Source organism: Dictyobacter formicarum (genome assembly GCF_016587435.1).
Genome location: NZ_BNJJ01000008.1, coordinates 295,508 through 320,866 on the forward strand (window position 1 = coordinate 295,508; position 25,359 = coordinate 320,866).

Annotated in this window: 20 protein-coding genes; 10 read left to right on the forward strand and 10 right to left on the reverse strand. The window is 50.1% G+C overall.

Going from position 1 to position 25,359, the window contains the following annotated elements:
* Positions 1–262: 262 nt before the first annotated feature.
* Positions 263–817 carry a hypothetical protein gene (locus tag JMI88_RS16130; protein WP_201362955.1) on the forward strand — a complete coding sequence of 185 codons (555 nt, stop codon included), beginning with the start codon at positions 263–265 and terminating at the stop codon, positions 815–817.
* Positions 818–835: 18 nt separating this feature from the next.
* On the opposite strand, the gene JMI88_RS16135 is transcribed toward JMI88_RS16130, so the two are convergent.
* Positions 836–1,909 (reverse strand): diacylglycerol/lipid kinase family protein, encoded by a 1,074-nt coding sequence (locus JMI88_RS16135; RefSeq protein ID WP_236022938.1) that lies wholly within the window; start codon positions 1,907–1,909, stop codon positions 836–838.
* 273 nt (positions 1,910–2,182) lie between these two features.
* On the opposite strand from JMI88_RS16135, the gene JMI88_RS16140 reads away from it, so the two are divergent.
* Entirely contained in the window at positions 2,183–4,285 is a 2,103-nt protein-coding gene (locus JMI88_RS16140) for a glycosyltransferase family 39 protein (RefSeq protein ID WP_201362957.1), read from the forward strand.
* A 200-nt stretch (positions 4,286–4,485) separates the two neighbouring features.
* On the opposite strand, the gene fgd is transcribed toward JMI88_RS16140, so the two are convergent.
* Together fgd and JMI88_RS16150 are read right to left on the reverse strand one after the other, a co-directional pair.
* On the reverse strand, positions 4,486–5,499 hold the full coding sequence (gene fgd / locus JMI88_RS16145; protein WP_201362958.1) for a glucose-6-phosphate dehydrogenase (coenzyme-F420): 1,014 nt from the start codon (positions 5,497–5,499) through the stop codon (positions 4,486–4,488).
* Between the two features lie 288 nt (positions 5,500–5,787).
* A complete protein-coding gene (locus JMI88_RS16150; RefSeq protein WP_201362959.1) occupies positions 5,788–6,261 on the reverse strand; it encodes a hypothetical protein in 474 nt (157 codons plus the stop codon).
* A gap of 335 nt (positions 6,262–6,596) precedes the next feature.
* Between JMI88_RS16150 and JMI88_RS16155 the strand changes: the two genes are divergently transcribed.
* The 4 genes from JMI88_RS16155 to JMI88_RS16170 all read left to right on the forward strand — a co-directional run bounded on the left by JMI88_RS16155 (position 6,597) and on the right by JMI88_RS16170 (position 10,631).
* Positions 6,597–7,487, forward strand: coding sequence for an aquaporin (locus JMI88_RS16155; RefSeq protein ID WP_201362960.1), 891 nt, complete (start codon positions 6,597–6,599; stop codon positions 7,485–7,487).
* Between the two features lie 361 nt (positions 7,488–7,848).
* A complete protein-coding gene (locus JMI88_RS16160; protein ID WP_201362961.1) occupies positions 7,849–8,553 on the forward strand; it encodes a LuxR C-terminal-related transcriptional regulator in 705 nt (234 codons plus the stop codon).
* Positions 8,554–8,776: 223 nt separating this feature from the next.
* Positions 8,777–9,031, forward strand: coding sequence for a hypothetical protein (locus tag JMI88_RS16165; protein ID WP_201362962.1), 255 nt, complete (start codon positions 8,777–8,779; stop codon positions 9,029–9,031).
* 613 nt (positions 9,032–9,644) lie between these two features.
* Positions 9,645–10,631: an NAD-dependent epimerase/dehydratase family protein gene (locus JMI88_RS16170; protein ID WP_201362963.1), complete on the forward strand. Its 987-nt coding sequence runs from the start codon at positions 9,645–9,647 to the stop codon at positions 10,629–10,631.
* An 81-nt stretch (positions 10,632–10,712) separates the two neighbouring features.
* Here JMI88_RS16170 and JMI88_RS16175 read toward each other — a convergent pair whose 3' ends face one another.
* Entirely contained in the window at positions 10,713–11,771 is a 1,059-nt protein-coding gene (locus JMI88_RS16175; RefSeq protein ID WP_201362964.1) for a lactonase family protein, read from the reverse strand.
* Between the two features lie 464 nt (positions 11,772–12,235).
* Here JMI88_RS16175 and JMI88_RS16180 point away from each other — a divergent pair, with 464 nt between their 5' ends.
* From JMI88_RS16180 to JMI88_RS16190, 3 genes are all read left to right on the forward strand, one after another.
* Positions 12,236–13,513: an ArgE/DapE family deacylase gene (locus tag JMI88_RS16180; RefSeq protein ID WP_201362965.1), complete on the forward strand. Its 1,278-nt coding sequence runs from the start codon at positions 12,236–12,238 to the stop codon at positions 13,511–13,513.
* A gap of 112 nt (positions 13,514–13,625) precedes the next feature.
* Entirely contained in the window at positions 13,626–14,309 is a 684-nt protein-coding gene (locus JMI88_RS16185; RefSeq protein WP_201362966.1) for a TetR/AcrR family transcriptional regulator, read from the forward strand.
* Positions 14,310–14,314: 5 nt separating this feature from the next.
* The gene (locus JMI88_RS16190) at positions 14,315–15,532 is read left to right on the forward strand and encodes a cytochrome P450 family protein (RefSeq protein ID WP_201362967.1); all 1,218 of its coding nucleotides are present in this window, start codon (positions 14,315–14,317) and stop codon (positions 15,530–15,532) included.
* A gap of 138 nt (positions 15,533–15,670) precedes the next feature.
* On the opposite strand, the gene JMI88_RS16195 is transcribed toward JMI88_RS16190, so the two are convergent.
* On the reverse strand, positions 15,671–17,347 hold the full coding sequence (locus JMI88_RS16195) for a beta-galactosidase (protein ID WP_201362968.1): 1,677 nt from the start codon (positions 17,345–17,347) through the stop codon (positions 15,671–15,673).
* 90 nt (positions 17,348–17,437) lie between these two features.
* Between JMI88_RS16195 and JMI88_RS16200 the strand changes: the two genes are divergently transcribed.
* Positions 17,438–18,790, forward strand: coding sequence for a transposase (locus tag JMI88_RS16200; protein WP_201361374.1), 1,353 nt, complete (start codon positions 17,438–17,440; stop codon positions 18,788–18,790).
* A 24-nt stretch (positions 18,791–18,814) separates the two neighbouring features.
* On the opposite strand, the gene JMI88_RS16205 is transcribed toward JMI88_RS16200, so the two are convergent.
* The 5 genes from JMI88_RS16205 to JMI88_RS16225 all read right to left on the reverse strand — a co-directional run bounded on the left by JMI88_RS16205 (position 18,815) and on the right by JMI88_RS16225 (position 25,122).
* On the reverse strand, positions 18,815–20,245 hold the full coding sequence (locus JMI88_RS16205) for a hypothetical protein (RefSeq protein WP_201362969.1): 1,431 nt from the start codon (positions 20,243–20,245) through the stop codon (positions 18,815–18,817).
* Positions 20,246–20,352: 107 nt separating this feature from the next.
* Positions 20,353–21,258 (reverse strand): carbohydrate ABC transporter permease, encoded by a 906-nt coding sequence (locus JMI88_RS16210; protein ID WP_201362970.1) that lies wholly within the window; start codon positions 21,256–21,258, stop codon positions 20,353–20,355.
* 83 nt (positions 21,259–21,341) lie between these two features.
* Entirely contained in the window at positions 21,342–22,346 is a 1,005-nt protein-coding gene (locus JMI88_RS16215) for a carbohydrate ABC transporter permease (protein ID WP_201362971.1), read from the reverse strand.
* A gap of 203 nt (positions 22,347–22,549) precedes the next feature.
* Complete coding sequence (locus JMI88_RS16220; RefSeq protein ID WP_201362972.1) at positions 22,550–23,851, reverse strand: ABC transporter substrate-binding protein; 1,302 nt, start codon at positions 23,849–23,851, stop codon at positions 22,550–22,552.
* 209 nt (positions 23,852–24,060) lie between these two features.
* Entirely contained in the window at positions 24,061–25,122 is a 1,062-nt protein-coding gene (locus tag JMI88_RS16225) for a LacI family DNA-binding transcriptional regulator (RefSeq protein ID WP_201362973.1), read from the reverse strand.
* Positions 25,123–25,359: the final 237 nt, after the last annotated feature.

The following is a 25,359-nucleotide window of genomic DNA, read 5'->3' on the forward strand; positions in this document are numbered from 1 at the left end:
CTTAACGCAGTAATACATGTATTATGTTTCTAGCAATATATTACATAATGTGGATGTGCCCATTTGCTGATTGTATTCATTGAAATACAGCCTATACACCACATCGCTAACTGTCAGCCAATGAATCTGCACATGTATCTGCTTGCATAGAACTGGCATCTGTAGCTGGCTGTCTATCGTGGGCAGAGCCACCATTATTTTAAGGATGTACACAGTGCACGTGGTTTTGTAGTGAGTGAGGGGAGGATTTGTGGATATCTTTATGCGACATTCAAGTGATGTTGCGGACCAGGAGACGGTTGATTTACCGGCGATTGTTCAACATGTTGGTCTGGAGCCCGATACCCTATTAGATGTCTCTGCAACTCTATTCATCCCTACCAGTAATACCCCGCGAGAAATTTGTATTGCTACATTGGTCGCATTAACGCCACCTCTGATCGAAGCTTCTCCACCTAGAGAGGAGGTGCTGCCGCATTTTTGTCCGTCCGATAATATCTTAGGCGTAACTGGCAACACCTCTCATCTATATACCATGCAGACGTTACGCCCAACGCAGAACTTGCTGGATACGTTGATTACTATCGAACATCTATGCAAACTTTTTTTGTTGCAAAGGGGTTCACCTCCATTGGAGATTTCTTTGCACTGGCTGGTCTGTTTAGAATTGATGGCCTATGGACATTGCAGTTTTTATTTCGCTTTGCCTGATGATGATGCGGCAGCGTTTAATCGACCTGTCCAAAATGCAGTGTGTATTCCATTTGTAGCCAGTTTGAATAATAGCGAACATTTGATCCTTGTAAGGGGGAAGTAATTAAAAGTAGCATATTGGTCAGGGCACAATCACATTGAGGCATTCGTTGGCGACACGGGCATGGATCGGCGTTTGACCGCGTATCTCCCCATCCAGTGTCGCTTCGGCCTGCTGGCCACGGCAATGGATAGTAATGCCCTGGGCCTGGATATGATGGATGCCTGGAATATGGCTGCGCTCAGCGGAAAACAGTTCTGGGAACTGTTTATACCAACCTGCATAATCAGCTTTTTGAATTGTCGAGCGCCTGAAAAAACGCAGTATCTTATACACCAGATTTGCCAGGTGATCAGCTTCAATAATAACAATGTCTAGTAGCCGATCATGCAGGTTGACGCCAGGCACGCTAGCCCGTAAAGCTCCCCAGAACACTGGCGAATTGACAATGGTTACCTGGGCTACTTTGCTAGAGACATGAACTGTCTTGTTAAGGATTCTGGGTTCTTCCCCTGGTTTGCCGTTAACACCTTGATCATAGATGGCCACACCCTCAAAGTCCAGGTCCACTTCGATCGGCGTATAGCTCTGCAGCGCTTTGGCTACCGCGGCCGCATAGGTCAAATTGCCATACTTTTTGCGCAGCTGCTTATCGGTGGCAAATTTCGCAAATTTGACGTTAATGCCGATGGTTAAGGCATGCACAAAATAGCTTTGGGCGTCGGTTGGAAGAACCGGTTTATGTGGGTCAGAAATATGATGCGGCTCCTGCTCAGCGGGTTGGGCCACACCAATATCGATACTGGTGGCCTTTCCCTGCATAATTGTGGCTGCTGCCTGCTCGATATCCATCGATATACCTAAGGTGCGCGCCACATCATTAGCGGTACCCAATGGTAAGATGCCTAGAGGCAAGCCGCTGGACACAATATGCGATGTGACCCCTCCTACCAGGCCATCTCCACCGGCGGCAATGGCTAGCTGGATGCCTTGTTTTTGCCACACCGGCCCTTGTGGTGGTAAGCCATCAAGCGCGCTGATCGGAAGTACATCGACAAATTCCATCCCTGCCAGACGTAGCCATTCAATGGCCTCACCCAGTTTACTGGATCTGCCAGAACCAGGACTATGAATCACAATAGCTTTTTGTTGCATTGGCACCTTTCTATATGCTCCTGTCAGTCTTTTTGTTCACTCATACGTACGAGGATTCTATATATCAAACGCACAAAGCAAGTGCAAAATAAAGAAGGAGGCGCCGTCTGATCAGACAACATCTCCCTCTCCCAAAGAAAGGGTCATGAATGCTTGAGCTTTTCATAAGATTTTCATATTATTCTCACGAGAGCAAGGTATAGTTGACTCCTTGTTGCTTGATGTGAGATTGGCTGAGCCGGAACACGCAAAAACATGATCGAGGATGTGTAAATGCAGGCTAATGACACCACTGTTACCGCTAATGAGGCGATCCAACCGTTGCGCGCTACTTGTGAGTATCCACCAGATGTGCCTTCCTGGTGGCAGCGCGTACTGCTAGCCTTGATTGTATTGCTGGCTACCTTCTTAAATTTTTATCGCCTGAACTGGATTGGCTACGGTAATTATTATTATGCTGCTGGCGTGAAAAGCATGCTTTTAAGCTGGCATAATTTCTTTTTTGTCTCCCTGGACCCTGGCGGATTTGTGACGATCGATAAGCCGCCGCTGGGTTTCTGGCTGCAAGTGTTAAGCGTCCGTATGTTCGGTTTTTCTGGCGTAAGCCTGTTGCTGCCAGAAGCGCTGGCAGGAGTTATTTCCGTGCTGCTACTTCACCATCTAGTGGCACGGACCTTTGGACAGTGGGCTGGCCTGCTGGCGGCGCTCGCTTTGACTTTGACTCCCCTCAGCATTGTTACCAGCCGCAATAATACCATTGATATGTTACTGGTCTGCTGCACCTTATTTGCTGCCTGGACATTATTGAAGGCTACCGAAACCGGTCACTTACGCTGGCTGCTGGTCTGCGCCTTACTGGTTGGTCTGGGTTTCAATATTAAAATGTTACAAGCCTACCTGGTGTTGCCCGCTTTTGCCATTACATATCTGGTGGGAGCGCCACGGCGCTGGTGGACGCGCCTGTTGCATCTGTTACTGGCAGGCGTGCTGCTCCTGACCGTTTCTTTATCCTGGGTCGCGGTGGTTGATATGACTCCTGCCACTCAGAGACCGTATGTGGGTTCTACCAGCGATAATTCAGAGTTAAGCCTTTCCATGGGATGGAACGGTCTGACTCGCCTGCTGGGACGTATGCCAGCCAGTAATGTTAAGCCTTCAACGGCTACCAAAAAGCCCATCACAGAAACACCAGCCCAACTGGCTCATGCCAGGGAAGCGGAGGCCATTGCGCAGGCTGCCAGTGACATTGGGGCGCCTGATCCTTTGCGCCTGTTCAACCGTCAGTTGGGTGTCCAGGTTAGCTGGCTCTTGCCGTTAGCCTCGCTGGCCATGATCGTGCTGGCCTGGCAGGGACGGATCCAATTTACACAGGAACGCAGGCACCAGTCGCTACTACTCTGGGGGATCTGGTTGCTGACGATGTATGCTTTCTTCTGTGTGGCCGTGTTTTTTCATGTCTACTATATGGTCATGCTTGTTCCTGCTATCTGCGCATTGGCCGGCATCGGCATCGTATTGATGTGGCAGGATTATGTGCGGCCAGGTTGGCGTGGCTGGCTGTTGCCCTGCGCTTTAATGTTGACCTCAGCACTTCAAGGCTGGTTTATTCAATATTATCGTGGTTGGAATGCCTGGCTAGTACCCACTATCATTGGCCTCTGCTTTGCGGCGGCCCTGTTTCTAGCTATTGCGCGCCTGCTTATGCGTCCAGTTTTTGACGTACAGGGCATGCCACGCAGCGGCCGGCTGGCACCTGTAAATCGTTTTTTTATCCTGATGCCAGTGATAACTATTGCCGTGCTGGTTCTTCTGGTTGCGCCTACCGTCTGGAGTGGTTATTCCGTCTTTGTACGGCCAGGTGTGCAAGGCGCGGCAGGTCCCATGGTTCACGTGAGCGCCACAGGCGACGTGACAATCGCCACTCCAGGAGTTCAGAAAGAACCACCAGTTCTGTTGGATGCGGCTTATACGCGCCTGATAGCCTACCTACAGGCTCATCGTCAGCATGCACGTTTTCTGGTGGTCACCCAGACCTCAGGGCCAGCAGATCCTATTATCCTGGCTACCGGTCAGCCGGTGATGGATATTGGGGGATTTGGGGGCGGAGACAAAATTGTTACCAAAGCGCAGTTAATTGGCCTGGTGAATCAGGGCGCGATTCGTTTCTTTTTGTTTTCTAACATCCATCGAATCACGCACCGGGTAGGTGCGCATAAGGTCACGACCATTATTGTTCTGGGTGCGGGTGACAACGTCGATGCCATCAGGTGGGTAGGTACCCATTGCTCCCTTATCTCTAACAAATTGTGGACGCTGCCAAACCCGCATAACTCACTGAACCAGTTCAGTTTGTATAATTGCTCCAACCACACTTAAACACTGTATTTAAATATGTATATACATAAATCCATTAAAAACTTAGCACGTGTAAACTCAAAACCTCTTCCATATGTTGGTGCATTGGCTGCGCATTGCGCAGCCAATGCACCAACATATAAAAAAACAGCGCGGGTGCGTATGCACCCGCCTGTAAGGAGGCGCTCAGCTTCCCAGTACACTGGGAAGCTGACACTTTCTTATCCCCAGCGCTGGCGCAGGCGCGGCAAAATCTCTTTGGCATAGAGCTTTATGAAGCGTGACTGGTCATCTCCGGGATAGTGGAAGATCAGATGGGTGAAGCCAAGTTCGATGTATGGGCGAATCTGCTCGATGTGCTCTTCGGGATCGGACGAGACGAGCCAGCGGCGATGAGCCTGGTCTGCGACGCTTTCGGCGCGCCGCTCCATTTCGCGGGCATCATGAATTTGAACTTTATCTTCAGCAGGCAAGGACAGAGCTGCCCAGATACGCGTATCGGCCAGTGCGTGGTCGCGATCTGTATCAAAGGCAACTTTCACTTCGATGGTGCGCTCGATGTCGTCTGGATTTTTGTTGGTGGCTTTGGCGCCTTCTTCCACGGCTGGCAAGAGTTTATCGCGATAGAGCTCCTCGCCTTTGCCAGATGTGCAGATAAAGCCGTCGCCAGCCCGGCCAGCAAATTTTGCGGCCACAGGACCCCCAGCGCTGATATAGATCGGAATAGGCTGTTGTGGTTTGTCATAAATGGTAGCATTCCGGGTCTTATAGTATTTGCCCTCGAAGTTTACCAGGTCCTCCGTCCAGAGCTGCTTAATCAGCGCGACCGCTTCGCGTAAGCGTGCCAGGCGCTCTTTAGCCTCTGGCCATTCAGCACCGGTGACGGCAACTTCGTTCAAGGATTCACCTGAACCAACGCCAAGGATGACGCGACCTGGATTGAGGACGCCGAGCGTGCCAAACGCCTGGGCTATTACGGCCGGCTCATAGCGGAAGGTTGGTGTGAGTACACTTGTGCCTAGCGTAACACGTGAGGTGCGCTCACCCACGGCTCCCAGCCAGACAAGCGCCTGGGGCGCGTGCCCATTGGTATGGCGCCATGGCTGGAAATGGTCACTGACCCATACGCTATCAAAACCGTTTTGCTCGGCCTCAACTGAAAAATCGATCAGTTGACGTGGTCCAAATTGCTCCGCTGACGCTTTATATCCAAGTTTTAAGGGATGTTTGCCCATGCTATAAATCCTCTCTATGTTCCTGAGTCTTATGAGGAGTTTTATTGTCGTAATAAAGCTTCCTCTTGGGCTACGAAGGAATAGTTGTATAGCGTTTCAAAAATTCTGGTTCTTGCAGCATATCACCTGTGAAAAAATGTCTCAAATAGAGCTGGTAGGCGGCGTAATTCTCTGATCGCTGCTGCTTTGTCGCCTGTCACCAGCAAATATCAATGCTCCAGATGATGCATTTGATTGGTTACTATTATTTACTGGTCATGTCATGCTAAAACGATGAATTATGAAGATTTATTCCCGCTCTGCCGCCTCTGAGTCTGGTTCGCTACACAATGATGTCAGCATCCCAAGACAGAGGGTAGCAGTGTTTACGTGCATCAATATTAATGTCACAATAGCTATCGGGCTAGTGGCGGGAAATGGTGAGATAAAAAAGAGCGTCAGGACGGGCAGGATAGAGATGAGTAATACGATCAGGGCGGTTTTGCTGAAGTTGGCGATTGGATGCCTGGTAAGCTTGACCTGCGCGGCAAACACCAGTACAGCTCCCATAACTCCTAACACGGTCCAGTACGTGATTGGAATAAGATTGAGTGGCGTAAAGGCGGGTGAAATTGAGAAGAGTGCATAGCTGACAGTTCCTATCATGATATTGGTAATCAGTGCCACGACCAGCGTTAGCAGGCCCACAGCGGGCACTCGGCGCAGCGCAATGTGCTCTTCGCTATCGAATCTTGCAGTTGTTGATAGTGGAGTTGATGACATTGTATAACCTCCTCTTTCAACGGATTCTCCTGGCTTTTTGCGCAGGCAGGTATCCCTTTATGCTGTTATGACGTATGCCAGTTTAACAGTGGGTCTCATCAACCTTTCCCATTTGTGATGTGTGGTGGGAAAGACGCCCACCTTCCCACCACACATCACAAGTACCAGGCGCGAGGTGCTAGCGGTGGGTTGGATTTAGAATGGTTTTTATACTGTAATGAGGAGTACAGGGGTATTTCAAGCGGCTGGGAATAAGAAGTGTGCCGATTTCTAACCCCATTTGCTTTTGAGCTATCCATGCACGCATAGTGAGACATGAAAGAGGGACTCATTACATGGATGATCGGATAAGGGATAACTATGCTAATGATGAGCCGGAACTGCCTGAGGTTCAGCAATCGGGAGGACCGAAGGCTGCAGGTTCGCCTGCGCGTAAGCGTGGCATTGCGCGTAAGAATGTCAGTGCCATTGTTGCAGAGTTGATTGGTTGCTTTCTATTTGTATTTGTGGGAGCCGGTTCAATCATGGCCAACACCTGGACGCAGGGCTCAGTTGGCTTGCTGGGTATCGCTATCGCTCATGGTCTGGCGCTAGCTGTGCTGATTACCATCTTTGGCGCAACCTCTGGTGGACATTTTAATCCAGCTGTGACGATTGCTTTTCTGGTGGCGCGGCGCATTAAGTTAGCACTGGGTTTCGGCTATATTGCGGCCCATCTGGTGGGAGCCGCCCTCGCTGCCCTGCTATTGCGTACTATCTTCCCCTCCTTTGTCTGGAAGGCTGCTCAGTTGGGTACGCCCGGTTTATCTAATAGCGTATCCGTTGGGTCTGGCATTGCTGTGGAAGCTTTGATGGCCTTCTTCTTGCTATTAGCCATCTATGGCACTGCGGTCGATACGCGTGCGCCAAAGCTTGGTGGTCTTTTTATTGGATTAACCGTAACTGCCTGTGTTCTCGGTGGCGGTGTTTTAACTGGCGGCGTCATGAATCCAGCGCGTGCCTTTGGGCCCGCCCTGGTCAGCGGTATCTGGACCAATCAAATTGTCTATTGGATCGGTCCGATTGTGGGGGCTGTACTGGGGGCCTGTGTTTATGAGTACCTTATTTTGCCGCGTTCTGAAGAAGAGGAGAAATTCCGCGACCAGAACGCTGATGCCAATGAGAGCGTGGTTCCTCAGCAGGTGAAAGAGCGCAACCTGGCTGCCAATCGCCCTCCGCTGGCCTGAAAAGTGGTATTGGTGTCTCGGTGGATGGGCCTCTATGGATGAGCGGCCCATTCTTTTGCTACAAATATGCACTGTAAAGCTGTGGTTATCGTTAGCTTTAACTTTAGCGTAGCACCAGGAGAAAGGCGATCAAGAGGGAATAGACAGCGATGGTTTCTGCTATTTTAACTGAGAAAACACGCAATACCTATCGTCCGTTCGGCTAAGATCGTGGGCTCCAAAAGGAGTAGTGCATCTCTTCATCTTTTTGATCCAATACCCCTCCAAATGGCTGTCATCCATCCGGCTACTGGTTTTATCGCGCCTGTTTTTGCTACAATAAAAAGTAGCAAAGAAGAGAACTACGTTTAGAGGAGGATCGATGGAGACCCACAAGCAGAACAAGATCCGCCTGCTGATTGCCAACGCTCATGATGTGGTGCTGGAGGGATTATGTAGTATACTGGCGGGCAATCATGAGATTGAACTGGTCGGACTCGCTACCAGCATGCCAGAGACCATACGCCTGGTCGGAGAATGTGAGCCAGATGTATTGCTGATTGATCCCCATATGTCGGAAATGGATGGTTTGCGAGCTATCGAGTTAATGCGTGGAGAATGGCCGCAAATAGCTATTGTTGTTTTGACGGCGCATGACCATGAAGAATATATGCTGCGTCTGCTGCAGGCTGGTGTCTCAGCCTATTTAACACTACAGGTTAAACGGGCGTTGCTGATCCATGTCATCCGCACGGCGGCGCAGGGCCATATCTTTCTGCATCCAGCAACGATTAATCGCCTGTTTACACTGATGTACGCACCCACGGTAGCGGTTGTTCCTGCTAAGGATGAGCCAGTTTTTGAAAAAGAAACTGCTGCGCTAACCGGACGTGAACGAGAAGTGCTGCTGCTGGTAGCTCATGGTGAGCGCAACAAAGAGATCGCTGCCCACTTAGGTATCAGTGAACCAACCGTGAAATCGCACCTGGCCACTATCTACTATAAATTAGGTGTCGATTCGCGGGCATCGGCAGTAGCGACCGCCCTTGAGCGTGGCATCATCACTCTCCAGGGGCGCTTCTTATAGTTCTTCTCCTGAATGCAGCGTTCACAAAAGTGGTGCAGAAAATTTGTGGAGCAAATTTTCTGCACCACATCATCAGGGCTTGGGCGCGCAGCCCTTGAACAACCTATACCTGTAAGGTGTGCTCTCCCTAAAAAATATGCACTTGTTGCAAACCACCTTTTGTTGTATAAGAGGTACAGAGATTTTATTTTGTTTCTTGAATTCCTTGGAAAGAGATATCATTGTGCAAAACCATCCGAACGGCCAAGTAAACGATATAGATAATGAGAAGCTTGAGCAAGGCGAAGAGGAAGAGGTTGCTGAAATTATTCCTCCACGCAAAATCAACTGGCTTCTCTGGACCATAATTATCCTGGTGATTATTGGCTTTGCTATCTTTGGGGTAACAACCCTGCAGCATCATCCCCCTCTGCCATCTAATACCACCGGTTCCTTGTATCATCTGATGGCTTCTGCCGCTATCATCCTGCCTTACTAATACAACGCCATCCATTTGGATGTGCGCAGCTGCCGGGGAAGCCATTGCTTTTCCTGGAAACCAGGCCATTTTAACAGATGAGCTCTGGCGGGCAATTCGCCGCGGGTAAGCTGCATTTCCAAATATTTTTTTACAGCGTGCGTGCTGAAAATATACAAATAAAGTCATCAGTATGTGTGGAGCTTGCAGCCGCATGCTGATGATTTTTTGTATTGCTGATTGGCTGGCGTATGTATAGATAGGGATATATAGCCCATAATAGCTACATGATTTGGTTCTAATAATGCGATATGCGTCTCTTTTGCGACGTATATCTTTGTGAATGGTGCCCGCTTCTCATGAAATCGGATGTGATACGTCAAGTTTATGAGTATATTGATGTGCATGTATCTTTGTAGCGCCTTTCGTGTGCGGGTGTCAGAGTTTTTATCTGTGAGGAATGCTGTGAGTATTATAGCAGTGGCAAGCATAAGACAATCGTTTATCCGCCCTTATGCTTCGGGTGGGGGCCTATATCGGATGTATTAACGAGTTTTGCTTATTTACCTGTCTGGTGAGAGGGGGCATTGCGGTAAAGATGTTTCTCTCGTGTTTAAGTTAGAAGGATAAATATGTGAAGATTCTCGTTACTGGTGGGACCGGTTTCCTGGGCCGGCGCCTGGTTTCAGCGTTGCTGGATCGAGGGCACCAGGTATATATGATGGGTCGCAATTTTTCGCGCGTTCAAGAACTTATGCGAGACGGCGCTATTCCTGTGGCCTGTGATTTGCGCGATCATGAGGCGGTATTAGCTGCTTGCGCTGGAATGAATACAGTGTATCATGTCGCCGCACTGGTAAAGCCATGGGGCAATTGGGCCGATTTCTTTGAGATCAACGTTGATGGTACTGCTGCTGTGCTGGAGGGATGTCGTAAGCATAGTATCCGGCGCTGTATTTATGTATCTACCTCAAGTGTAACCTTTAATGGTCAAAATCAGCACAATATTGCAGAGTCTACTCCTTATGCGCGGTGTTTTTCTTCTCCATATACCCGCTCGAAATATGAGGCCGAGAAACTGGTGAAAGCCGCCAGCGACGTGCGGACGGTTATTATCCGCCCACACATCATTTTTGGTCCCGGTGATCGCTGGTTACCCCGTATGCTGGAATATGCACGTCAGCAACGTCTATATCAGATTGGCAATGGCCGTAATCGCAGCGATGTGACCTACGTGGATAATGTCGTGCATGCCTTGTTGCTGGCCCTCTACGCTCAGAATGTCAATGGTAAAACATATATTATTACCAATGATGAACACGTGGTTTTATGGAACACGTTGCGCGTGATCCTGCAGCGCCTGAAGCTCTCTGAGCCGCTACACATGATTCCTCTGCCCTTTGCGTTAATGCTGGCGACTGCTATGGAGCGGAGAGCCAACTGGATGGGCACTAATCCTATATTGACGCGCTACACCGCTACTATGCTTGCCTGCACCCAGACCTATGACATCAGTGCCGCGCGCAAAGACCTGGCCTATGAACCAGTGGTCTCGGTCTCCGAGGGCATCGATCGCACCCTCGATTCATTGAAGCTACATCGAAGATGGACTATATATTGATGTGTGTTAATTAAATGAAGAGACCGGAGGCGCTCCTGAAGGCTTGCTGCTGGCCTCCGGTCTTTCATGTCTGTTCGCTGGCTAGCTGAAAATTTTGAGGCAAACGGGATGTGGCACCTGCAGGTTTTCTCCCATAGCTGTAAGTTTCCCGGTTTGCTTATCAATAGTATAGCTGACGATATTGTTAGAATCCTGATTAGCTACCAGTAGCATGGCGCCATCAGGGGTCAGCGTGAAATTGCGAGGTCCTTTTCCTTGCGTAGAGACATGTTCGACATACGTCAACTGACCGTTCGCGGGATTGATGGCAAAGACCACTATACTATCGTCTCCCCGATTTGATCCGTAGAGGAAGCGTCCCGATGGATCGATGCGAACTTCGGCAGTGGTATTAACTTTTCCCGTATACCCGGTCGGTAGCGTACTGACGGTCTGCATAGCTGTTAACGTCTGAATCTCTGGATCATACTCAAAGGCAGTGATTGTAGAACTCAATTCATTGATCACATAAGCGTAGTTTTGCTGTGGATGAAAGACAAAATGGCGTGGCCCCGACCCGGGCTGTACCATTGTATCTCCCTGTAAGACGAGCTGTTGAGACGCACGATCTATTTTATAGATGATGATTTTATCCAGACCCAGATCGGGCACAAACACAAATGTGCCGCTGGGATCGATATTGGTGGAGTGAGGATGGGCCGACTCCTGGCGGTCAAGATTGATGCTACTACCATGATGTTGTACCTCATATGCGAGCTCCCCAATCTGTCCATCTTGCTGCAGCGGATAGAGACAAATACTACCACCGACATAATTTGGCAGCACCAGATAATTCTCATGGTCCGCAAGGGCAAGATGGCATGGCGCGGCTCCATTGGTCGATTGCTCATTGAGTCGCGTCAATTCACCTGTATGCGAATCGAGCGCGTAAGCAACGACAGATCCCGGGCGATCACTGGTTTCGCTCACTGCATAGAGGCGCGTCTGATTGGCATTGACAGTTAAAAAAGAAGGATTTAAGATGCCCGATGTACCGTTGATATAAGTCAGTTTCCCGCTCTCGCTATCAAGTCTGTAAACATAAATGCTCTGGGCCTCTTTTTCAGCATATGATCCCACGTAGACTGTTGTCTGACTCATTGTAGATCTACTCCCTCTCTTCTTCATAATATATATAACAATAATAGTTTTGTTTGCTGCCCGCTTACAATGTGCCTGAAGCCCATATGATTCGCGCCTTCAAGCTGAGGCAAGGAGATCATGTCCCCGACATGCTCGTCAGCACCTATGGCACTACGCTCCTGCGGAGCTCAAAAGAAGTTTTATATTGAGTGCAAAATGTGCGCAAAGCGCACATTTTGCACTCAATATAAAAAAAGATTTGGGACGCCTGCGTTCCCCAGGTTCAGGGGCGCTTTGCTCCCCCATAAGGATGGGGGGAGTCTGACACATTGTCATGTTATCTTTGCCCTACAGGCAGCTTGCCTCTTATTCATCAGCACATTATCATTATGGCATGGAATGCACCTATTAGTATATGTATTCCTTTTGTGTAATGCATATGGGATACTCCTTGTATTTTTGTTAAGAAGAAGGTGTAACTGATGGCACTGACTGTTATTGAGCAAAGAGCCCTGGACGCCCTGGATGAGGATGGGTTGATAAAGACTTTCCGTGAGCTTTTGCGTATGCCTGATATAACTGGACAAGAGGCGGAGGCGCAGCATTGGTTGGCGGGGCAGATGCACGCGTTCGGGCTGGACGTCGATATGTGGACCATTGATGTAGCGGAACTGCAGCGCCAGGCGGGTTTTCCCGGTATGGAAGTTGACCGCAGCCAGCATGAGGCCGTGGGACTGGTGGGGACCTGGCAGGGCAACGGTGAGGCCGGTCGGCGGCTGATCTTTAACGGGCATATCGATGTGGTTCCTGAAGGCGATCGCGCGCAGTGGTCCCATGATCCCTGGGGGGCAGAGCGAGAAGGAGACCTTATCTATGGGCGTGGCGCTTGCGATATGAAGGGGGGCTTGATTGCAGCTCTCTACGCGATTAAGGCTATTAAAGACTCTGGCTTGGCGCTGGCCGGCTCGCTGATGCTACAGAGCGTTATTGGTGAGGAAGATGGTGGGCTGGGTACGTTTGCGACCCTGCTGCGTGGGCATACGGGCGATGCGGCGATCGTTTGCGAGCCGACCGAACTTAAACTGATTCCTGCTCAGGCTGGCGCCTTGACCTTCCAGGTGCGCGTAAGCGGTAAGTCTGCCCATGCATGTGTACGCCTGGAAGGGGTCAGTGCAGTAGAGAAATATCTGGATATTCACCGGGTGCTGCTCCAATTAGAGCGAGCGCGCAATAGCAATGTCACCCACCCATTGCTTGGAAAATTCGATTTACCTTATCCATTGAGTGTTGGGCGTGTGCAGGCGGGAAACTGGTCTTCCTCTGTTCCTGATGAGTTGATCTTCGAGGGTCGTATCGGGGTGGCGATGGGCGAGAGTTGCCAGGCGGTGCGCGAACAATTTGAGCGAACCCTGCGGGACCTGGCTGATGCTGATCCCTGGCTTAGAGAGCATCCTTTAGAAATCGAGTGGACTGGTGGTCAGTTTGAGAGTGGCGAAATCCCACAGGACCATCCTCTGGTACAGTGTTGTGACGCCTGTCTACAGGATTTGACCGGTCAGAAGCCTGCTATAGAGGGCATTACCGCTGGTACAGACCTGCGTCAACTGGTTAATCTGGGCGCGATACCCTCTTTATTGCTGGGCCCCGGTGATGTGCGCGTCGCCCATATGCCTGATGAGCACGTCCATATCACAGAGGTGCTGACCGCCGCCAGAGCCTATATTTTGATCGCCCTGCGCTTTTTACAGGCGGCAGTATAGCATCCAACCATAACATCGATGCTTGACATCCTTGTTTTCTCCTCTTATAATGTAACCAGATAGTTACGTAACTATCTGGTTACATCTTTTAATTTTAATAAAGAGGATCGGTATGTCACCTGATAAAAGAAGAGGCGAAGCTACACGCGAGGCGATCCTGATGGCGGCGGAAGCTGTTTTTGCGGAACATGGTTTTAAGGGTGCGCGCGTTGACGCGATCGCGGAGGCCTCGGGCTACAATAAAACCCTCATCTTTCGCTACTTTGGTGATAAACTTGGCCTCTATGTTGCAGTGCTTAAGCGTGCCGACAGCGAAGCAAATGAACTGCTGGCGCACGTGTTTGCCCCTTTTCTGGAGGATGAAGCCGCTCCCTTCCAGGCGCAACAGTTGAGGACGTTTCTTAAAATGATGATTCAAACCCTGTTTGATTATTTCCTCGAGCATCCACGTTTCGTGCGCATGCTGACCTGGGAAATGGCCGAGGGCTGGCGGACCTATGCGCAGATTTCTTCGCAATTCTCGACCGCTGATCGTGATCAGTTCGAGGCGCTCTTTCACCGGGCACGAAGTTCGGGCCTGCTCCGGTCTGATTTTATTCCTGTGTTACAGCTGGCGACCGTTGGGCAGATCTGCCTGACGTATCTCGCCTCTCTCCCTCTGTATCAGGTGCTGCTCCCTCAAGAAGATGTTTCCTCTGTCGAAGGACTGGCACGTGCGCGCGACTACGTCGTTAACTTTGTAGTAGCTGGAATGATGGCTGATCCTGCAGAAACTAAAGCGGGGAAAGGAAGTTGAACTGTATGGCACAGATCTCTTTGAGCGAGGTATTCTCACACAAACACAATCCTTATCCATTCTATGCGCAACTGCGCGAGCAGGGACCCCTCTCTCGCTTTAACTGGATGGGGTCAGACATGTGGTTGTTGACCAGCTATGATAATGCTGCCGTGATTTTGAAGGATCCACGCTTCACGCTGGATCGGCAGAAGGTCGAGCCTCAGAAGGGCGGTCAGAAGCCCGTAGATGAGAAGGCTGCTCCTTACATTCCTCTTGCCTGGAGCAAGCACTTGCTCAATACGGATCCGCCCGACCATACGCGTTTGCGCACCCTGGTGTCGAAAGCTTTTACTCCGCGCATGATCGAGCAGCTGCGCCCGCGCATCCAGCAGCTAATGGATGAACTGCTCGCAGCGGTTCAGCATCAAGGAGAGATGGATCTCGTTGCCGATATTGCTGTTCCGTTGCCAATCGCGGTCATTTCGGAACTGCTAGGTATTCCTGTAGAGGATCGCAAGCCCTTTCGCGCCTGGACACAGATCATCGTCCAGAGTCAGGGTGCCGCTCCCGGCCAGACGACATCCGCACTCGATGCTGAGAAAAAGTTTATTCGCTATATCAAAACATTAATTGCTAGTAAGAGCGTACATCCTGACAACGACTTGACGAGTAGGCTGGTGCAGGCTGAAGAGCAAGGAGATAGCCTGAGTGAGGATGAACTCATTTCGATGATCTTCTTGCTGATTACCGCTGGCCACGAAACGACGGTCAATTTGATTGGCAATGGGATGCTGGCCCTGTTAGAGCATCCTGAGCAGATGCAGCTTCTGCGTGAAGATGCCAGCTTGCTCCCTGGAGCTGTCGAGGAACTGTTGCGCTATACCTCTCCGGTGACGCTGTCCGCGCCACGCTGGGCGACCGAGGATGTTTCCCTGTATGGCCAGCTAATCCGCAAGGGTGAGATGGTACGGTATGCCTTGCTCGCGGCCAATGCAGATCCACAGCAGTTCTCTGATCCTGAAGTATTAAACATTCTACGCCAGGAGAACCAGCATCTGGCCTTTGGCAAGGGGATTCATTTTTGCCTGGGAGCGCCGCTGGCGCGTCTGGAGGGGCAGATTGCGATTGGTACTTTGCTGCGTCGTTTCCCACATTTACGCCTGACGTGCGATCCCGCGCAACTGGCCTGGAAGGAAGGTGGCTCCTTGCGCAACCTTGTTGCCTTGCCAGTGGCGTTCTAGCCAATTGCTATCAAGCCGCAAATGTACTTGCTCAGATAAGTACGTTTGCGGCTTGATATTTATAATATATTAATGCATTTATGTTGCACGCAATTAAATTGTGCATAACTTAATTGTGTGCAACCTTTCAGTGATTTTTCATAACATATGGACACCACCGAAGCATATGTTGCTGCCGTCATCCTTACGCAGGATTGCTCCCGCTCGCCCGGGAGCAATCAGCACGCGTTGCCCATCCTCTAGCTCAAGCTCACCAGCCTGTGAGTTTTCGGAGACGATCAGGGTGAGTTTTCCGTGCTTCAATGCCTGTTGCGCTATCAGATAGGGACTATCTTGCTGTCCGTCGCGACTTTCAACTTCGAGTATTTCTTGATAGATGGCGTGAATAGCCTCTGCGCTATGTGACTGTTCGATCGGGATACCTGACCAGAAAATACGGCCTTTTTCATGGCGATATTCACGCACATAATTATGCGCCTTTTTGACATAGGCAATTTTGTCACCACCATAGCTGAATTGATAGCTCTGCCCATTGCGTCCCTGGAGCTGCTCATAGCGTGAAACCGGTCTGATATCTTGCAGGTCATGATCAAAGTCAGCAATATGGATTGGCATAGAGAGATTGTGTTGATCTTGTCCCAGCACTCCACTTACCAGCAAGGTTGAGCCCCGTTCTACGAAAGTAAGCAAGGCTTGCCAGGCTGGCTCGGACAGATGTTGGACGCCAGGCAGAATAATCGTTTGTGGCTGCTGTTGTTGCCCGACCAGTTCCTCTAACTGCTGTTCGCTGACCATTTGGGGAATAATACCGAGATCATATCCCAGGATACGAATACTTTGTCGGGTTGCCTCAAGCGCCAGGTCAGGGCGTAAGAACCATTGTGAGTAGGGAATAATCACCCACGTGTCAGGTGGCTGCTCAGGTTCGATCACCAGCCCCTTCAGTTCCTGCATCAAGCGTCCCACCTCCTGCATCACCTTTAATTCAGGTTTCGCGCTCCCATCGGGACGTATCAGACCGATGCTATTCTCGTTGTCGCTGACCATATAGGCATTGATATGCCAGAGCCACTGGATCAGGCCAGCGCCTCGTCCGATGAGGCCCGTCACCAGCTTGCGCTCGAGCAAGTTGGCGCACTCCTGCTCGCTGCGCCATGGCCGCATATCGACATCGCGCACCAGCATAACCCCGATCTCCTGAATGATATTGGGGCGGCCAATGTGTTTATCCAACAACATATCGCAGAGCAGGCTATCGTTATTCCACCAGGGATGGGTCGTGCCATAATCGATGGCCGACGCATAGAATTGTGGTGAGATGCGCGAGCAGGCCTCATCCTGACCCACACCAATCAACGTGGTACATCCCGCAGCCCGCATCGCGGTAGAGATCTGTGCTGCCCAGCGAGTGAACATATCCTGTGAAAAGAACGTATAGTCCATCACCTTGAGCATATTGCGTGTCTCGGTGTTACGTGGATCGGTAGCATAATCGGCTGCTACTGGCAACGTGACCTGGTCCCAGCCAGCGAAATCCGCTGGCGTCTGGCGCCAGCGCTGCTGCAGTTCCACTATACTATAGCGTTCAGCCAACCAATCTCGAAAAGCCGCTATTTCATAGCGATCATAATTGGGGAGAGGACGCTGGCTGAAGATAGTTTTGGGATCACCGAAACTTGGCTCATTGATGAGATCCCAGGAAAGCAACTGCACCTGCGCATACCGACGGGCGAGCATGGTTACAAAGTCTTGCTGGCCCTGCACTGAGCGAGGATCTAACCAGGGATTACACCCCATAGGTGCGAACGTAAGCACAATAGTACTTGAACAACGAAAAAAAGAGGCCAAACACGGTCTTTCTCTGGTATCGTTACAAAAACCAAAACGTGACGAAGGAGAAAAACCATGTCAAGCCGACCCCATCATACGCAAAAATGTCTGACAGAGCAATCCCTGGGCCAGATGGATGATGCCCAATGGCAAGAGATCATTGCCCTTTTACCGCCGGACGTCAATGAGCAAGCCTTCATCCATCACGCTTTTACACGCGCCAATGGATTGCGGTGCCCAACCGATTTGCTGCGTGGCATTTTTGCCTATGTGTTTTGCCTGGGTTCTTTCCGTGAGGTCGGAACCTGGTCAGTGAGCACGGGACTCAGTACCAATGGAGCCCGTTCGTGGGCCAAACGGACACGTCAATCCTCCAGTTGGTTGCTTGCGATCGTGCAAACGCTGTTGGTGTCCACTCAGCCAGAGGAGGTACTGGATCTGCCCAAGGACTTCACCGGACGAATCCGTCTGGTAGATGCCACCCATCTCCGCACCTGGAAACGCTCGGGAGAAAGTCGCCGTTTGCACTGCAGTTATGATCTGCTTGGCAAACGGTTAGACCAGGTTCTGTTGACGGATCACCATGTAGGCGAAGGGCTCAAACACTTCCATGGACATCGTGGAGACATCTTTGTCGGTGACAGTGCCTATTGTCGTCGCCAAGCGATCCTCGATCAACTGGATGAAGGGGTCGATGTCGTGACCCGTTTGCATTGGTCCACTATGCCGTTGCTTGAGGCCGACGGCCAGACGCCATTTGATCTCTCTGGCTGGCTGAGCCAATTGGAGCCAACCGGCAAGGGAGAAGCCAGCGTCGTGTTCCAGGTGCGGAAGCGTCAGCAGCCTATGCGCCTGCTGGCGGTTCATCTGAGCCCTGAGGCGGCCAAACGAGCGCACAGCAAGCGCAAGGCCAAGGCACGCAAGAATGGGAGCACCAACCAGGCATTGACGATCCAGATCGCTGATTGGTTGGTGGTGCTCACGTCTCTGCCCGCAGATCATTGGTCAGCAGAGCAGGTGCTGATGCTGTATCGCACGCGCTGGCAGATAGAACTGCTCTTCAAGCGCATCAAGCAACTGGTGCGTTTGCACCGATTGCGCAGTGAACACTTCCAAAGCAATCAAGCGGTCTTGGCTGCCATGATGGTAGGCTGGATCTTACTGGAACAGCAAGTCAGCCAAGTGCGTCGTGCATTGCCAAGCAAGCCGACAAAGCACGCAGCCGGACCAGTGAGTACCTGGGCGATATGTGCTCTGCTCGCTCAAAGCCTACGCACAATGATCGTGGGCACTTGGACGTGGTCGCAGATTCGAGCGTCACTGTCACAGTTGCACCCTGTGCTGATGTATCATCCACAAAACCGCGTACATCAGGAATCAGAGACGGTCACGCAACTGGCCCAGACGCTGTATCTCTCATCCTTATGAGGTCTCTTTCGTTGATTCAATTGTTCATGTACTGCTTACGTTCGCACCTATGGGATTACACCCCTCAAAGAGGGGAGGATAAAAAGAGAAGAAGGTGAAGATAACCTGGATTTGATGTTTACAGGCCGTCATGACGAAGGCATCAAGTGCCCTGAGCGCCGACTCATTGATGCGCCCCGGGTCCGCCGTCATGTCGCGCCAGCCAGTCCAGATGCCTGTACGGATGGTATTGACACCGGCTTGCTTCATTTCCGCGAAGTCGGTGTCCCAGCGGGCTGGATTGGGCTGGGCCAGAAACTTGCGCTGCACTTTACTATCCATATAAGTAGTGCCATAGAGAAGGAAGGGCGTGCCCTGTTGATAAAAATAATCCCGACCGACCTCTAAACGCTGAGTAGCGCTGGCTTCCACCAGGGTCGCATCCCAGTACCAGAAACCTGTTTTCTCATGCCACTCCAGGCCCTGCTCATCTTCGAAGCATACTTCCACTGTGTAGAGCCCCGCATCCTGCAGAGGGCTGGTTAGCTGAAAACTGCACTCCCGCACATACGGGGACCCTGGCAGTTCGGCCTTGAAGGTCTGCGCAACGCTCCTTTGAGGCGTGAAGACCGTGATTTCTGCGTAATGGGTCTGGCGTGAGCGTGAGGAAACGATCAGCGAGGGAGTTTCTCCCAGACGATAGCAGGCCTGCTGTGGCCACACCTGGAGTACAGTTGCTCCACCCGCTGCTTGACGTATACATTTCTGGATATGGGTCGCGATGGATAACCACGCTTCGGGGGCAGCGGGTTTCCAGGGAGAGAGCAGCCAACGCCCGCCTTGAAAACGTCCAGATTGCTGGTCTAGTAGTGAAATCAACGTGGCCAGATGGCCGCTTCCCTGATCAGGAGATTGATGGTCCAGATGGAGCAAAGGCGTTAAGAGAGTATCGAATGGACCTGCCGACCCCATTTCTTCTGGATGATCAGAGACCTGGGTGAGTTTGGGATAAAATGACCAGCATTGACCAGCTTGAGCAGTTGTTAGCAATTGGGTGTGCGATGAGAAAGAGCCTGTGACTGCGGTGGCATTCAAGCGCAAAGCTGTCTCGGGGAGTTGTAGCGCAAAAGATGGCCCCAGATAGAGTTGCTGTGTATACGCCTGTTGCTCAACTTCAACGGTGCCGTTCTCACGCACAGGACGTGTGAATGGCACGCCACCAAATATCGCCATATTTCCGCCGTGCTCAAGAAACTCTATAATCGCGGGCCAGGCGTCTTTGGGAAAATAGGGTCCATGGAATGAAATAAAGAGCTCAGCATTTTCCTGTAGCGCAGTACACAACGCTGCTGCATCCGCAAAACACGCCTCACCAGGGATAAGCTGCACCAGGGTCTCGGGTGAATACCAATCAGGATATGTCGGATCGGAAAAAACAATAATATTCATTTGCCTATAAGTTTGTGTTTGCTCCATAGGAGTTCTCTCTAAATACTAAATATCAGGTAGATGGTAGTATTATCTGCTAAGTTGTAGGTAAACCCAAAGACAAAGCAGGGTTTACCTACCTGGATATTTCATGACTACTTTACATCAGCAATCGCGACACCACTATCGATATAGCGCTGTCCGAGTGCATAGAGCACAACAGGTACTACCAATGCGACCAGTGTCGCCGCCATCAGTTGTGGATCAACTGATTTAAAAGGGTTAGAGAAGAAGAGTAACCCCAGGGGTACGGTACGGTTCGCATCACTACTGAGGTAGATCAATGGCCCCCACGCGTCGCGCCAGCTACTCAAGAACGTAAAAATAGCTACCACAATGATGACCGGCCGTGACTGTGGCAGAATCATGTTCCAGAAGATACGGAAGCTACCACAGCCATCAATACGTGCAGCCTCATCGATGTCGCGTGGCAGACCGATGAAGAATTGCCTGAACAGGAAGATGTTAAAAGCACTGCCAAAGAGCTGCGGCACCATAATTGGCAGATAAGTATCAATCCAGCCGAGATTTCTAAAAATGATGTAGAGCGGGATTGTATACATCTGGGCTGGAATCATCATGGTTGCCAGTAGCAGAATAAAGAGTGGAGTACGCCCACGGAAACGGAAGCGTGCAAAGCCATAAGCGACAATGGCTGATGAAAAAGTTGTAGCTATAACAGCAAAGACGGCCAACCAGACACTATTGAATATATAGTGAGCGAAATTATATTGGGTAAAGACCTCAACATAGTTGGACCACTGCACTGGATTAGGAATCCACTGAATGGGAATGGCAAAATACTGAAACTCATTCTTCAATGAAGAAGAGACCAGCCAGAGAAAAGGCATCAAAATCATCAGGCTAAGTACGATCAGGACAGCGTATGTCCAGATATAACTCAAACGCAGCAATTGTCGGCCTCGTTGTTGTCGTTTCTGATTAAAGGTCCGTGTTGTTGTAGAAGAAGACGGACTTCCAGCCCTCTGTATCGTACTCATAAGCTCGCCTTTCGTCTTTATCCTCCTTATTGAAGAGGGATAACATTGTCTTGTCTCCACCAGGCTTTCCTGTCATATGTTTATTAGTTCTCTTGCTCGCTATAATGACTGAAGCGGATCGACACGAGTACCAACAATGTCAGGATTAATGTGATGGCAAAGACGGTTACCGATAATGCCGAGGCATAGCCATAGTCATTGGAGATGAAAGCACGTCGGTAAATGTAGGTTAGAAACACAGCCAGACTATTATGATAGCCCAGTGGATTGCCGGTACTGACAGTTCCTTGATTGGAAGCAAAGACCAGCGGAGTTTCAAAGACCTGAATGTGCCCGATGAGAGTCAGGATGGTATTGAAGACGATAACTGGTATAAGCAAAGGAACCGTAATCTGCCAGAAGGTAGCCCATTTCCCAGCTCCGTCGATCCTTGCCGCCTCATAGTATGTCTCTGAAATGCCTTTCAATCCGGCCAGGAAGATCAACATGGTGCCTCCGATAAACCAGAAGTTGACCATAATCATAGCCACCACGCTAATCCAGGGACGATTATAATCGCCCAACCAGTTGACGGGTGCGATGTGAAACAGGCTAAGGAATACATTTGCCAGGCCGTTTTGTCCAGAAGCAAAAATGGCTTTAAAGAGTTTCGCGATCGCCACACCTACAAGGAGACTTGGGATATACAGGACCGTACGAAAGAAATGGTTACCGGGGAAACTACGATTGAGCAGTAGTGCCAGTCCCAGGCCGCCAACAATGCTGATTATTGTTGCGCCTGACACGTAGAAGACCATATTTATACAGGCCTGTACAAAGATAGGATCACGCGTCAGGATATCCTGATAGTTTTTGAAACCAATCCAGGTTGGATCATTGAACAGATTGAATTTGGTGAAACTATAGTAGAAGGTCTGGGTAATTGGCCAGAGCCCCAGCAGCAGAAAACCAATCAGCCAGGGACTGATATAGAGATAGCCTTTCAGGGCTTCACTGTGCCACAGTCGCTGGAAGAAATTTGGCCTTTTGAAGGAATTTGAAGATGAGCGACTGGACAGCGTAGGTTGATGTTGTGATGTCGATATCATGGGCCAGTTCACTTTCTAACCGAGCATTTGATTCCCAGCTTGATAGCCTTTTCTTTGCATGCGCTTAAACATGACGGCTCTTAAAATGTCTTCCATTCAGTGGTGCATACAGAGTGCATTGCGCTCTGTATGCACCACTGAATAAAAAAGGCTCGGACGGGCACATGCACGCCCGCACCGCCTCGGTGCAATTTTGCTGCAGGCTATGCAGAGGCGAGGATTGAATTGCCCTGCTGTTCCATTTTGGCTGCGGCCTGTGCAGGCGTTAATTTTCCTGTCATCATGTCGGTGATAATATCGCCGATGGTGGTGGCAAGCTGGTCTTTTGGCGTCATCAAGTTTGGCTGGAAAGACTGGAAGGCTGTTATCATCGTTGGTGCAAATTTCGCTGGCTGGAGATAGGTGCTCATTTCTGCGAAAGCCTTCTTTTCAGCGGGAATATCACTGAATTTGGCGAAGCTGATTTCAGGGTCTGTTTGTGTGGCCCACTTCAGGAATTCCCAGGCCTGCTGCTGGTTTTTACTGTTTTTGTAGATAGCCAGGCTATTTACGCCACCAGTAATGACAGGCTGTTTGATGGTGAAGATCGGTGTAATGCCATAATTGGGGTTTTTGGCCATGTCCGAGAAGAGCCAGGGGCCGACACGGGCGAAGGCGATTTTTCCTGTATCCAAAGCACCAAGGTCGAAGGACCAGGGGCCATTGCTCAGTTCATTGAAGGGTGGGGCCATTTTCTCTGTGAACAGACTCTGGTAATCCGTCAGGCCTTGAATGCCTTCGGGCGTATTGATGGTGACTTTGGTTGGGTTTACTGGATTGTCAAAAGCTTTGCCGCCATTCATGCGCACAAACATGTCGTAATCCAGGATGTCAGTTGGATTGATTGCATACTGTACACCCTTGCCGTTCTGGATCTTTGTCAGCTTTTTGGCCATGGTCTTGAACTCATCGAAGGTCATGGCTTTAACTGGATCGGGGGTTGCGATACCAGCCGCGTCGAGCAGCGCTTTATTATAGCCGAGAACAGAAATTGAGGTACCAATTGGGAGGGCGAAGGTTTTGCCATTCCACTGGCTCAAGCTAATGGTCGTTGGACTTAGCGATTTGGATGCATCGTTATAATCAGAAAACGAGTTCAGGTCAACCAATGCACCACTGTCAAAATAAGAGGGTGCCATACCACTAGACATACCAATGATGTCATATGCGTTACCACCAGCTGTGGTGGTTTTTAATTTATCCCAGTAGTTACCCCAGGGGAGAATTTCAGGCTTTACATGAATATTGGGATGGGCTTTTTCAAAATCTTTAATCCATGCCTTCATGGCATTGTCTTTTGCAGGGGTATTGCTCCACCAGCCGAATGTCAGAGTTACAGGACCCGAGCTGGAATTGCCGCCAGAGTTGCCGCCACAGGCCGCCAGCAGGCTTCCACCCACTCCTGCTGCCATCGCAATTTTTCCGCTTTGCGTGATGAAGCGTCGTCGTGACACTGAGAAATCCATATGAATCACTCCTTCGTGTAAATAAAGATGGACCCGAATGTAGCCAATTACTTAGCAGGACAAAATGTCAAGCGTAGGTATAAACAACAGTGTTGTATAGAAAAGGATGTATCTTTGCAGGAGCAGCGCTTTTGCAAAAAGGAAGCATCCCTGGCCTGGCATAATTATTACGTTTTAGGTAGTGTGCAAATGGTGTTTGCTGGCGTTTATTAATGTTCGATGCGGCGCACGGAATCACGTTCGATGAGTTCGACCTCCAGGACGTTACAAATACTGGTGTCAAAAGGATCGTTTCCCTGTTCAAGTAGCCGCCTGACTGCTATAGCACCCATGGCTTCTTTTTTAACGTGAATGGTTGTTAATGCTGGCGTCAAATGTTCGACTAACACAATATCGTCAAAACCAACGACAGAGATATCTTCGGGCAAACGATATCCGGCCTGCCGTAGCGCCTTCATAGAGCCAATGGCAATTTCATCGTTCGCACAAAAAAGTGCTGTAAATGGCACTTTGCGCGCGAGCAAACGCTGGCAGGCTTGATACCCACCATCGATGCCACAACTGCCACTATCGATTAAGTCGTAGTTTACAGGTAAGCCAGCATCCAATAAGGCTGTACGATATCCGGCGCTGCGCCGTCCGAAGGTGTAAATAGTATCAACTGGTCTTGGGCCAGGGAAGACAGGACCACCAATAAAGGCGATTTGTCGATGGCCATTAGCAATCAAATGGTTTACTGCTGTCCGCGCGCCTTCAAAATTGTCGCTCAACACTGAGTTGACGGAAAGACCGGGAATATAGTTATCGACCAGTATGATAGGTATGTCGAGGCTCTTCAATATCGCTACCGTCTCGCGCTCGGCAGGGCCTACCAGCAAAATACCACCCAGCTTCATCTCTTGAACTGTTGAGTATAACTCCTGAGGTGTTTGAATCAGTTCTTCGATGGACCTGTATGTTACTTTGATATTGGAATGACGAGCCTCTTGTTCAACGCCGTTTAAGATATGTGTCCAGAAAGGATTACTGATGGTGGCGCTACTATCGGCGAGATCTCCATAGAGGAATCCGATCTCTTTAATTGCGCGCATGCCCGTACGTGGTGGTTCCGGGCTGACAATGCGATCATAGCCCAGCTCCGCTGCTGCCTTCAATACCCGATCGCGTATCTCTTCTGAGACGTTGCTGTGGTTATTGAATACGCGCGAGACGGTGCCGACAGAGACATCCGCTTTACGAGCAACATCTTTTACTGTGACCGAGCCAATCACACATTTATTCCTTCCTCATGTGCTAGTGACAGGTGGTCACTGCAATTCCATTTCATTGGTAATTCAATGAAATATACTTTGTTTCACTGATGAAATAATACAGTCATTTAACATGAAAGTCAATATGTTAGCGGCAATAATTAGAGTTTCTTAGCAAATATAGCAATATCTGTCGTCATGATTGATAGCAGTGGAATTATAAAGCGGCGGGCGACCGTAGAATTATATGAATTTTCT